We start from the raw sequence: 11,698 nt of genomic DNA, 5'->3' as shown, positions 1-11,698 counted from the left end.
TGATCCGCCTTGGCTGTGGCAAGTGTGAATATATCCACTTGTCATAGAAAAGCTACTCCACCGGCTGTCTGATTTTGACGTTGGAGTATGAGAGAGCGGTGAGTGGATCGCCACCAGCTTCGTCCCCGCTCATCCGTCTGTGTAAATGTTTTCTCGCTGGCAATGTCGAACGTACGACCCAGCGAGACGGGTACTACGGGACCGGGGTGCGACTACAGACAGAGTATCTGTCTTTATGGCCTCTAGCTCCGATAAATTAACAACACCTTCGAAAGTAGTGTGTATAAATGACAGACTCGATAGAAGGTTTTCGTGAAGAAATCGAAGAGTTGCTTGAAGACGTCAATGATGCCGATAAATTAGATAATTCACATACAACTACGAAGCATAATACTGATGGCTGGTTTAGAGAAGAATTCACTTTTCGAGACGCGCATACTGATGAATTTATTATTAGGTGTGCAGCTAGCGAGATAGAGCAGTATGCCACAGAACTGAATATCACAGGAGGGGCTGACACGATGGCTGAAGAGTTATTCGAGCAATATCTGAAGGCAAGTGAGAGGCAGTTCGTTACGGAGTTAATTGCTGCAGCAACTCTCTATTGTGCATGTAAAATCAACGGTGTGGGAATTAGTCCAACAGCTATTGCTGACATCGGTCCAGCAGTAGTCACGAAGAAACACCTCCTAAGAAGATCAAAAAAGATTGTCAATACTCTTGGACTTGATCCATCGTCATTTTTTGATGTTGGACAGTATATTGACAGGTACTGTGAGGAACTGGAACTGGAGCCAAATATACGTAAGACTGCCCACGAACTGATCGAAAACGCTGAAGAAAAAAACGTCATCAGCGGCAAAGCTCCTACCGCCCTAGCAGCTGGGGCTGTATACTGGGCCGCAAAAAAAGAAGGGGTCAAAATAACCCAGAACGATGTCGCAAAAGTATCTGATGTTTCGACCATTTCAATACGTAGCCGGTATCAGGATTTGGCTGAGTTGAATAATTAAACTAGATGCGGCTCAGCGAAATAAGTGTTAGAAATATATTATTATTGGCGCCTCCTCGACCGGCGCGTAATAGGTTCGTTGCTCTGACTGTGAGGTGGAGATCCCCACCGGCAACACCAAACATGCGACCCACCGAGACGGGTTCGGCGGTCCTGAGGAATAACCTCAGCTGCTTCTTTTGATTTTTGAATGCCGTCGAACGTGTTTTTATCAAGTAAAAGTAGTAAATAAATATTTTAAACACGTACTGCCAAGCCAAACACCGCTGGTAGTTGGTTACAAACGTTCCCTTCATACTGAACCAGCTTATCCAGACACTACCGAAAAATCAACTGTAATCATATAGATTAAAGATCTCTCAGTCAGAGGTGTCGACAAGAACGTAGAATGGTATCTAACATTCATTTCAGGAGGTGTGTTTCGATTCATGAATAGTGAGACATGTGAGTCTGCTGTTGAGCTGGAAATGCTTGCTTCAGGAATGGCAAAGCAACACGAGACATATTTAGATGCGTTACAAGAACTTATTGATAATTCAGTTGCGGCATCTGTAGATGACGAGTCATACTTTGAAGACCCAGATGAACAGGTGACAATCTCGCTGACGTTTGTGCGTGGCGAAGATACAGTCACGACCTATATCTCAGATAATGGGCCAGGGATTACTCGTGAGCAACTCCAAAACCATGTATTTCGAACAGGAAATAAAGAGATTTCCGATGGCATTCTAAATAATGTCGGATGGGGTCTCAAAGCCAGCCTCGCATGGTTTGAGGAGTCTCTCAAACAGCGTGAGCTCCAGAATGACACGAATCAATTTACCCTCGTAACACAGACGAAAACGAGCGACTGTTTGCGTGTTGATGGACCCATTACAGGTGACCTTCCCATTTCTACTGGGAGTCAGAATGATTGGGAGATCGGAATTCCAGACAAAATTTCTGAATTAAATCAGGCCGATCACGGGACACGTGTTCATGCTACTTGTGCCAGGGCCCAATTTGATAATGATGTTTGGCCGTCAGCGGACTCACTCGATAAAAAAGTCCAATACGTCCGTGAGCGACTAGGTACTCTCTTTCGACGGTTACTGTCTGCACGTGAGGACAATCGAATTGTAGTGAGTTATCACGACCTCAAAACAAATGAGAGAGAGTGTTTCGATGTAGTTCCAATCTGGCCAAGGTACTCTGATGAGACACAAAAGAAGAGCCACGAATTTGAGGTTACGACCCCGAGGGGCGAGCAATACAGAGTAGAGTACGAGTCCGGGACACTGGATATTGACGCGATGACAGACCGTGCTAAAGAGGAGTGCCCGGGTTTATTAACACAAAGCGAAAAGTTCCGGTACAGATACCGCCCAAGTCAGAACAGACAGGGTATTGATATTTACGCAAACGGTCGGGTCTTGATGACTTCCGTATTCGAGGACGTGTTTGATCTCACACGCAATAACCAGTATAACTACTTCGGAGGGACACTCCAAATCATACCGATAGGAGACACCAGCGAGGTGCCAACGGATAATAAAAAAACTCGGCTAGATACGAACAGCGAGTTATGGAGAGAGATTCAATCTGAACTGTCTACCGAGGAATTTCTTCCTGAAGGGCGTGAGTACGGGAAACGGATTTCAACCGGCGGGGCATCCGGAGAAGATACGACACCAGAGGAAGATGGGACAACTGAAATCCGCAGTCAGTCCACAACAATTGACAGCGATTCAGATGTATTCGGGCTCCATAATGCGGATGCTCGGAGTGCTGTCTCTGAGCTCCGTACCTACCAAAAAAATACTACAGAGACTGACGAACAACTCTTAGATACGACTGTCACGTCTCCGCCATACTACGATCTGAAAGAGTATGGCTCAGATGACGACGACGAAGTAGGTCAGCACGGCTCGTATGTAGAGTACCTCAATGAACTCCGAGAAGTGTTCGGTGATGTATATAAACTAACGAAACAGGACGGGTCGCTGTGGGTCGTTGTCAACACATTTCGGCGGAATCGAGAGATCGTTCAGCTCCCGTTTGATATCGCCAGAGTCTGTCAAAACCTTGACCACGGTATAGAATGTCCAAGCTGTGAGAGTACTCTCTTAGGAGGTGTGGACATGGTGGAGGGTCGCAAAGCGAATTGTCCGCATTGCGGTCATTCCATACAGAATAACGATTCGTGGATTCTACAAGATATCGTCGTCTGGAACAAGAACAAGGCGCTCCCGTACACTAAGCAAGGACGGCTCCGGAATGTGTTCGAATACATTCTTTGTTTCAGCAAAAAACCCGATTTTGATCTGAAGATGGACCGAATCCGCGAATCACATCCAGACAATTTCAAACAGTGGTGGGCAGACTTCCCCGAGCGGTATCACCCACGTGGCAAGCTCCCCGAGAATATCTGGGAATTTGAACCACCAACACGTGGTTCCTTTACGGGTGACGTAGACGTGTTCGATCATCCGGCCGCGTTCCCACCTGCGCTTGTTGAGCGAATGCTAACCCTCTCAACGGATCCAGGTGACGTGGTGTTGGATCCGTTTGCAGGATCAGGTGTCACTATCGCACAGGCCGAGCTCATGGAGCGAAACGGCATTGGAATAGAACTCAATGAGAAGTACTGTAACGCGTATCCAGAGCTTCAGGAACACCTCAAAACACAGCACGAGAGAGCAGAGCCAACTACAACACAGGACGATCTAGACCGACTAATTTGCGGGTTACGTCAAACGAAGTATGCACGCGAATTGGTTCGGACACTCGCCGGGGAACTCGGTCTTTCCAATCCAGCTCAGCTCGACGTACACACGATCTTCTTAGTCAGTCGAGAACTCGGATACCAATCTGTCGCGCCTGATACGCACGGACAAGTCGATATCGTGTTAATTGTGGATGAGGAAACAACAGCTCGTGATGCGCTCACTTATGATGAGACTGCTGAAGAAGTTACAACAATGCGACCTTGCTCCGGATTCGGCGTCAAAGCCCGCCCGATTGTGCTAACGGCCGACGAATTCACGACTGAAGTCGCGGACGGTACGTACACACACCTGCCAGACGACTTGTTCGTGTACGAAGACGGGCGGCACTACGTGTACACGGAGAAAACCACTTTCTCAGAGTGGAAATCAATGACACAGAACAGCGCAGAGTGGACGCAACGATATGCCGACGACGAAACTCCACCGATCGTTACCAACCTCGGTCTCGAAGTAAACCATCCAAAACACTCGATGGATACTATTTCTCGACCGCTGTCCGGAAATCACGAGTTCCAACTCACCCAACCATCCGGTAAATCAATCGAGTCGGTGATTAAATCGGACTAGCCAGAAGAACATTTGAATGTAGTCTCATAGTTTCTACATCCTCTAATCAGAGGACGGCATCACTGTTGGGGATTCAAGAACAGAGTACCAACTCATTTATCAGTGGTCCTGCCATCGTCACTGACGAACAAATGAGCGACGAGCCAGACTCTCGTTTTCGTATCTACCAGCATGACTCACGAGAGCTGAAATCACGGTTGGAAGCCGAATTCGAAGACGTCGATGGGCTCGTCGATACCATAATTACCTCTCCGCCGTACGCAGATCTGATCGACTACGGCGATCACGATGAACAGGTCGGTCAGCAAAACTACGAATCATTCCTCGACGACATCAGATCAATATACAAGCAGTGTTACGAAATCGCCGCTGACGACTGTACACTGTGGATAATCACAGACACGTACAAAACTAATGGCCGAGTCGTACGGTTACCGTTCGATATCGCTGACGAACTCGAAAATCTACAAAATCACAAAACGTGTCTTGAACCAGACTGTAGCGGTCATCTTCAACGAAACCGCGGTAACGGGACACTCGTGTGTCAAACGTGTGGTGAAGTACACGACCCACTACCTGAATCTTGGCGTATGGAGGATAACATCATTTGGGATAAACTTCGTACGCGGCCGTGGCATCAGAAGGGCAGGTTGCGGAACGTCTACGAACACATTACCATGTACTCGAAGACAGATGAGTTCACATACAACAAAGACGCAATCCGCATCACTGACCCCGACGAATTCAAAAAATGGTGGGTGAACTACCCAGAACGATACAGCCCAAAAGGGATCGTTCCGAGCAACGTATGGGAATTCCCGATCCCGAAACAGGGTCAGTGGGGGCCAAAAGTCAGCTACCATCCGAGTCCGTTCCCGGAGGGGCTTGTTCGACGAATTGTCCACCTCGCCTCTGATCCTGGTGACGTTGTCTTCGATCCCTTCGCGGGGATTGGTACAACCCTCGCTATCGCAGAGGCACTTGGTCGGAAGCCGCTCGGATTCGAGCTTAATAGTGAATATATAGACTACTACGAGGATCACGTCCGCCCCACTGCGCTACGCGAAGTTGGTAGCGTCCAATCAACACTCCAGGATGAGCAAGCACTCCTCCAGGATCGGATCTACACCCTACGCATACACAAGTATGCCTATGAACTCTACAAGGAACTGATCACAACCGATAGAAACAGCCTCCGTGATGGGCAGATCGAATTTATTCAAGCTACCAGCGACCCCACTCAATTCGATCAGGACGCAGATCCAGCAGCCAGCCTTGTGTTCGTCTGCGAATCGGCAGAGGATTTCAATGACGTGTCAATGGACGCTGCAATGGAGGGTATGCTTTCAGAAGACAAGGGATCTGGCGACTACTATGGCGTTGATTTTGATCCTATGTTCAGTACGGTCAACGAATATCTGGATACACTACGTACTGATCCACCCACACTCCTTGATGAGGAGGTGTACCTCTACCAAGGCAAACACAACTGGGCCGAATCCAACATGGAAATCGGGGACTGGATCGAATGCGTCGCTAGTAACGATTGGTTACAGTATTGGTCAAAAACACGCCCTCCACTCGTCTCGAATCTCAATATTCAAGTCGAGAACCCCATGGAAGATCGGGGACAGAAGCAAGCGGGCCACCAAGCAGGTTTGAACTCATTTGATTAACACGGCTGTTACTCAGCCGTTCCTGCTTTCCACCCGGAATGGTAATGTGCGAGATTCTGCGCTGAATTAAATTGGGCTCCTGTTGGTACATGTACCAAGATTGGCTCGTCGGGTGGCATCTCGACGGTACCCTTCTCAATCAACTTTTCAACCAGCATCATCGCTTTTTTTTCGTACATATCCATTGTATCGTACGTTGATTCGCTCATATTGCGTTAAGATACGTGAGCATCCGCAAAAGAGTAGCGGGGTATTCAGACAGTTATTCTCTCAGGCGTGCCGGTAACAGTACTGCCCGCAATAATCAGGAGAACCTTGGATTTATTCGGTACGGTGAGTAGATGTGAGCAAATGGCAGAACCGATTCTCAAATGGGTAGGTGGAAAACGCCAACTCCTCTCCGATCTTCGTTCTCGTTTCCCGATTAAATACGATCAATATCATGAACCATTTATCGGCGGTGGCGCTGTCTTCTTCGAACTAGAACCGACAACCGGATCAATAAACGATCTAAACCGTCGTCTTATCACATTTTACAAGATTATACGTGATTTCCCAGAGCGACTTATCGAAGAGAACCAACGACACTCGTATGAAGAGGAGTATTATTACGAGGCTCGGGAGCGATTCAATGAGTTACATGCTCTTGATGAGCGGTCTGTAGACCAGGAAATTGAAGAGGCTAGTCTTATGTTGTATCTCAATCGCACCGGATATAACGGACTCTACAGAGAAAACCAGTCCGGGGGATTCAATGTACCGTTTGGGGAGCACAGCAACCCGGATTTTATCCGGAAACGACAAATTCGTGCTGGGAGTGTTATTCTGGATGACATCGACATCCACAATGATGATTTTACATATATTGCTGAACGTGCTACATCGAAAGATCTCGTTTATTTTGACCCTCCATACGAACCAGTCTCAAAAACCGCTGACTTCACTCAATACCAATCAGATGGATTCAGTAAATCCGATCAAGAGCGGCTTCGAGATCTTGCAGTCAGACTGGACAAAGATGATATCTATGTTGTAATATCGAATTCCCCACCAGTGTGGGAACTGTATGATCACCTCTCGGATTTCACCGTTAGTTACGTCAATGCCGCTAGAATGGTTAACAGCGATGCGAACAATCGCGGTGATGTCGCTGAGGTTATTATTACCAACGTTCCTCGAGAACAACAACAACAGCAAAATCTCCAGGATTATACATAATAACGCCGAACAAATTCTAAGTACTTGTATTATTACATGTTTGTGTACATCAGTTAGATGGAAGTCACTATGCTGAACATATTTGCGTGCCTCCATTTAGATACTCATCCAGTAGCATATTCTTCGGAACCTACTGAATACAGCGCGTGAGTCGATCACAGAGGTCTAATATCCTGTCCCGATTGATGTGATAACACCATCATGGAACTCAAGGGCTTCTTCGCCTTCGTACTCTCGCGTAATTGAGTTCGCTTTGGTCTCGTCAAGTTCTGTAACAGGCACACCCCGGATATTCCTGATGAGGGAGAGCACACTACACTATAAGTATCAATGAGACTCATTACCTCTCAATCGAATGGCAGCATTGTCCAAACCAGATTGGCTCGAACCACGTGAATATCAGGATAAAGCCGTACAAGCATGGGTGAATAGCTCAGGACAAGGAATTCTGAATATGGCGACGGGAACAGGCAAAACAGTCACTTCTTTATTGGCAGCATCCCAGCTCGCGTCACTCCAAGGCGACTCATTAGCGCTCATCATTGCCGCCCCGTACCAGCATTTAGTGGACCAGTGGAAGTCCGACCTGAATGACTTCGGCGCTTCGCCAATCCTCGCGTATCAGTCACGAACCCGCTGGACAGATTCGTTGGCTGGCCAAATCACTGAATATAACTCTGGTGTCAGGGATATACTCGCTGTCATAACGACGCACAAAACATTCTCCAGTGACCACTTCCAGAGTATTATCGGCCGGCTCAACGGGGCTCGCACGATGCTCATCGTAGACGAAGTCCATCATATGGGTGCCCCACATCTTCGATCGTCGCTCCCTCAAAACATCCGTGCTCGACTGGGTTTATCCGCAACACCGCAGCGGTGGTATGATGAGGAAGGGACAGAGGTACTAACAAATTACTTTTCCAACGGGGTTGTGTTTGAGTACGGACTTGAGGAAGCCATCGAAAACGGTTATCTCGCTGAATACTACTACATACCTCATATCATTGAACTGACTGAGGAAGAGCAGGAAGAGTATCTCGCGCTTTCACGATCGATAGGCAAGCGGATGGCGGCTGTGAGCGGTGATATCGGTGACGCGGATTCACAGGCGGATGAAACGCTCAAGCAGCTACTGTTCAAACGTGCGAGACTGGTTGGTTCTGCGGCCAATAAGATCCCGGAGCTCAGAGAGTTACTCGTTAAGACCGGCCTCGAAGATCTACACCATACACTCATCTACAGTGGTGATGGGAATGTTGGAGAGGAGGGTGAAGAAACGAGACGGCAACTGGAAGCGATCACTGAGCTCATGGGAAATGAGCTGGGACTCAGAGTTCACCAATTCACTTATGAAGAAGATCAGGCGGAACGAGAACGTCTCTTAGGTGAATTTGAAACCGGTGTTCTACAGGCACTCGTAGCTATAAGATGTCTTGATGAGGGTGTTGATGTGCCAGCGACACAGACGGCGTTCATTCTCGCTAGTTCGTCCAATCCGCGTCAATTTATCCAGCGCCGTGGACGGATTCTTCGGACTCATGCGGATAAGGACCACGCAATAATTCATGATTTTGTCGTTGCGCCTCCAACTGACGTCCGGAAGTCAGGTGAAGATTCGCTCTTTTCTCTTGAGCGAAATCTCGTTCAGAAAGAGCTCCAGCGTGTGAGTACCTTTGCCGCATCAGCTCGTAATCACCCGGACGCATCGATTCCAGGCATTCCGACTTCCACCGGATCCATACGTCAGTTAAAGAAAGATTTTAACCTACTTGATGTATGATGATTCTTTATAATGAGCGGTCAGGACCTGCCAGACGGCGTTGACGAAGAGACGGTTACCCGGATGATGCGGCGAGTCCTTGAGGCGGAGAAAGATAAACTACACATGGGCAACCCGATCGGCATCAATGATGATATCGAGTCCATCATCGAAGACGAAATTAAATAAATGGAGTTAATAACCCTCAAGCTACAGAACTTCCGCCAGTTCTATGGAGAGCAATCGATTCACTTCTCCACAGACCAAGACCAGAACGTGACGGTTATCCACGGATCGAACGGCTCCGGGAAAACGACACTCCTGAACGCGTTTACATGGTTATTCTATGATAACATCTCTCTTCCTAAGCCTGGTAAACTCGTATCTGAGCGTGCTGTCGCAGAGGTCAACTCTGGTGACAGTGTTAGGGTCAGCGTCTCACTTGTGTTTGAGCACGAAGGAACTGAGTACGAGGCAACGCGCATCAAGAAATTCGGTAAACGCGAGGGTATTTCTGCTGTCGAACAGTCGAGCGAGATTCGGCTAGAGTTCACCGACGAGCACGGAAATCTGAAAACCAGATCGAATCCGGGTACCATGCTCAATCAGATCATGCCTGAACGTCTCAAAGAGATATTCTTCTTCGATGGTGAGACTATCGACGAATTATCTGCTATCGATGGCCAGGAGAAGATACAGGAAGCTATTCGAAATATTATGGGGCTGACTATTCTAGAGCGCTCTAAGAGGCATCTTGGGCATGCGGTTGAAAAGTATGAGCAAATTGCTCAGGAACAGGGGAGTGAAGAACTATCAAACCTCATCAGTGAAAAACAGGAGATCACACAACAGATTACCACTAAGGAGGATACGCTGGAAAGCCATCGAAAGTCGAAATCCGAAACGGAAGATGAGGTTTCGGACATTGAAGATCGACTGAGTCAGCTCGAAGGGAGCCGAGAACTCCAGATAGAGCGCGACAATTTGAAAGAAGAACTCGCGGATGTCAATTCAGATATCGAGGCCATTAACGACGATATTGCGCGCGAAATCTCGGAGCGTGGCTTCCTACCATTTGCGATGCCCGCGGTCGAAGAGACGGGTAAAATGCTTCAAAAGAAGCGGGAGAAAGGTGAGATTCCCTCTGATATCAAGACTCACTTCGTGGATGACTTGCTTGACCTGAAGGAATGTATCTGTGGCCGCCCGCTTAAAGAGGGAACAGATCCTTACGAAGAGGTGAAGGGATGGCGTGAACGCGCAGGCTCGACGGAAATTGAGGAGACGGCGATGTCGATCGTAGGTCGGCTGAGTGAGCTTGGTGGTGACCAGGAAAAGCTATACTCAGAGATCGAACGCCACCTGAGCAGACGGGCACAGAAGGCCGATAAAAAACAAGAGATTCAGGAGCGCCTTGACGAAATCAGCTCTCAGCTGAGTGACGAAGAGCAAGAAAGTATTTCGGAACTTGAGTCCAGACGCAGTAATCTTCTTGGGAAAATCGGAGAGTACGAGGAGAAAATCCGTAATTTAGACTCAGAAATAGAGGAACTCAAAGACAAACGCGAGACACTCGAAGACGAGATCGCCGAAGCAAAAGAAGAGAACGAGAAAGCACAATTAGCTCGAAAACGAGCACAAACGGCGGCTTACCTACAAAGCCAGATATCAACACTGTTCCAGCAGTATCAGGATGAGGTTCGCCAGAACGTTAATGAGCGTGTGAACGAAATATTTCAGGACATCATCGCAAAGAACTACTATGCGAAAATTTCAGACAATTATACTCTACAAATCTTAAAAGATGTCGGCGAAACATCGGAGATTCCGGTCGCGCAATCGCAGGGAGAGCGGCAGGTGGCCAGCCTCTCCTTCATAGCCACTCTGATTTCACTGGCCCGAGAGCGATACGAATCTGACGAGGATGCCACGTATTTCAAGGGTGGCATCTATCCGATGATAATGGACTCTCCATTCGGCTCGCTGGACCCGACGTATCAGGAGCGTGTGAGCCGGATGCTCCCGGAGATGGCACAACAAGTCGTGGTCATGGTAACCCAGTCCCAGTGGAGCGAAGCAGTCGCCAACGAGATGGAGCATGTTGCCGGTGAGCGTTACTACCTGGATTACCATGACCCTGGAGAAGAATCCGGCACGAATTACGAGTACACTGACTTAGTCAGAAAGACTGGAGGTGATTATTAATGTCCTCAGGTACGCTTACATTCAAATACGAAAATAACGAAGCGTTCGAAGAGCTTGCTGATGGCGACTCACCGATTTTCGATTCCCGGGTTCGGTTCCTGGTTTTTGCGGCAAGCGTTGGGTACGCAAAAGATCGGTCGGTCGATGACCCAGGTGAGGACAACTACATCAGGTGGAACTACATCGGCCAAGATAGTCAGTTGTCGGTGATTACTGCGTCCTTAGCCTATGCCGTGACAGAGGACCCGGAGGTTATTCTGGATCCCCACGACCAATTTGATGTATTGAGCCGGTACGGCGCTGGTGGTGCCCGCCTCATTGAGAAGGAAGTCGTTGATGAGCCAGGAGATAATTTGGATAACCTCGTAGACTTTATCCAAGACCATCGCAACGAAGATGAAATGAAGGAACGGGTTGGCGTACTCGAAGAGATTGAGAGAGAAATCAGCAGCCTCAAACCGTCCGCGGAATAGCGAATAGCGAAACTATC

10 protein-coding genes are annotated in these 11,698 nt (G+C 48.1%); 8 read left to right on the top strand and 2 right to left on the bottom strand.

Annotation, left to right across the window (positions count from 1 at the left end):
• Positions 1-287 precede the first annotated feature (287 nt).
• The 3 genes from HPS36_RS11815 to HPS36_RS11805 all read left to right on the top strand — a co-directional run bounded on the left by HPS36_RS11815 (position 288) and on the right by HPS36_RS11805 (position 6,023).
• Positions 288-1,013 carry a transcription initiation factor IIB family protein gene (locus HPS36_RS11815; RefSeq protein WP_173230289.1) on the top strand — a complete coding sequence of 242 codons (726 nt, stop codon included), beginning with the start codon at positions 288-290 and terminating at the stop codon, positions 1,011-1,013.
• A gap of 427 nt (positions 1,014-1,440) precedes the next feature.
• A complete protein-coding gene (locus HPS36_RS11810; protein WP_173230288.1) occupies positions 1,441-4,347 on the top strand; it encodes a DNA methyltransferase in 2,907 nt (968 codons plus the stop codon).
• Positions 4,348-4,478: 131 nt separating this feature from the next.
• On the top strand, positions 4,479-6,023 hold the full coding sequence (locus tag HPS36_RS11805) for a DNA-methyltransferase (RefSeq protein WP_173230287.1): 1,545 nt from the start codon (positions 4,479-4,481) through the stop codon (positions 6,021-6,023).
• 8 nt (positions 6,024-6,031) lie between these two features.
• Here HPS36_RS11805 and HPS36_RS11800 read toward each other — a convergent pair whose 3' ends face one another.
• Complete coding sequence (locus tag HPS36_RS11800) at positions 6,032-6,232, bottom strand: hypothetical protein (protein ID WP_173230286.1); 201 nt, start codon at positions 6,230-6,232, stop codon at positions 6,032-6,034.
• Between the two features lie 142 nt (positions 6,233-6,374).
• Here HPS36_RS11800 and HPS36_RS11795 point away from each other — a divergent pair, with 142 nt between their 5' ends.
• The gene (locus HPS36_RS11795; RefSeq protein WP_173230285.1) at positions 6,375-7,241 is read left to right on the top strand and encodes a DNA adenine methylase; all 867 of its coding nucleotides are present in this window, start codon (positions 6,375-6,377) and stop codon (positions 7,239-7,241) included.
• 165 nt (positions 7,242-7,406) lie between these two features.
• Here the strand turns inward: HPS36_RS11795 and HPS36_RS11790 are convergent, their stop codons facing one another.
• Positions 7,407-7,553 carry a hypothetical protein gene (locus HPS36_RS11790; RefSeq protein ID WP_173230284.1) on the bottom strand — a complete coding sequence of 49 codons (147 nt, stop codon included), beginning with the start codon at positions 7,551-7,553 and terminating at the stop codon, positions 7,407-7,409.
• A 43-nt stretch (positions 7,554-7,596) separates the two neighbouring features.
• On the opposite strand from HPS36_RS11790, the gene HPS36_RS11785 reads away from it, so the two are divergent.
• From HPS36_RS11785 to HPS36_RS11770, 4 genes are read left to right on the top strand one after another with little or no spacing between them, the layout of a single operon-like run.
• The gene (locus HPS36_RS11785; protein WP_173230283.1) at positions 7,597-9,024 is read left to right on the top strand and encodes a DEAD/DEAH box helicase family protein; all 1,428 of its coding nucleotides are present in this window, start codon (positions 7,597-7,599) and stop codon (positions 9,022-9,024) included.
• 12 nt (positions 9,025-9,036) lie between these two features.
• Positions 9,037-9,192, top strand: a complete 156-nt coding sequence (locus tag HPS36_RS11780) for a hypothetical protein (RefSeq protein ID WP_173230282.1) — start codon at positions 9,037-9,039, stop codon at positions 9,190-9,192.
• Positions 9,193-11,208 (top strand): AAA family ATPase, encoded by a 2,016-nt coding sequence (locus tag HPS36_RS11775; RefSeq protein ID WP_173230281.1) that lies wholly within the window; start codon positions 9,193-9,195, stop codon positions 11,206-11,208.
• Positions 11,208-11,681, top strand: coding sequence for a hypothetical protein (locus HPS36_RS11770; RefSeq protein ID WP_173230280.1), 474 nt, complete (start codon positions 11,208-11,210; stop codon positions 11,679-11,681). The genes HPS36_RS11775 and HPS36_RS11770 overlap by 1 nt, the downstream gene beginning before the upstream one ends.
• Positions 11,682-11,698: the final 17 nt, after the last annotated feature.

Origin of the sequence: Halorubrum salinarum, from assembly GCF_013267195.1 — an archaeon.
In the GTDB taxonomy this organism is placed as follows: Archaea; Halobacteriota; Halobacteria; order Halobacteriales; family Haloferacaceae; genus Halorubrum; species Halorubrum salinarum.
Note: the sequence above shows the minus strand (reverse complement) of the source record. Positions and strands in the feature narration are given on the sequence as shown.

Bases quoted from the DNA above. Each gene is read 5' to 3' on its own strand.
- HPS36_RS11815 (WP_173230289.1), top strand. From the start codon at position 288: ATGACAGACTCGATAGAAGGTTTTCGTGAAGAAATCGAAGAGTTGCTT.
- HPS36_RS11810 (WP_173230288.1), top strand. From the start codon at position 1,441: ATGAATAGTGAGACATGTGAGTCTGCTGTTGAGCTGGAAATGCTTGCT.
- HPS36_RS11805 (WP_173230287.1), top strand. From the start codon at position 4,479: ATGAGCGACGAGCCAGACTCTCGTTTTCGTATCTACCAGCATGACTCA.
- HPS36_RS11800 (WP_173230286.1), bottom strand. From the start codon at position 6,232: ATGAGCGAATCAACGTACGATACAATGGATATGTACGAAAAAAAAGCG.
- HPS36_RS11795 (WP_173230285.1), top strand. From the start codon at position 6,375: ATGGCAGAACCGATTCTCAAATGGGTAGGTGGAAAACGCCAACTCCTC.
- HPS36_RS11785 (WP_173230283.1), top strand. From the start codon at position 7,597: ATGGCAGCATTGTCCAAACCAGATTGGCTCGAACCACGTGAATATCAG.
- HPS36_RS11780 (WP_173230282.1), top strand. From the start codon at position 9,037: ATGAGCGGTCAGGACCTGCCAGACGGCGTTGACGAAGAGACGGTTACC.
- HPS36_RS11775 (WP_173230281.1), top strand. From the start codon at position 9,193: ATGGAGTTAATAACCCTCAAGCTACAGAACTTCCGCCAGTTCTATGGA.
- HPS36_RS11770 (WP_173230280.1), top strand. From the start codon at position 11,208: ATGTCCTCAGGTACGCTTACATTCAAATACGAAAATAACGAAGCGTTC.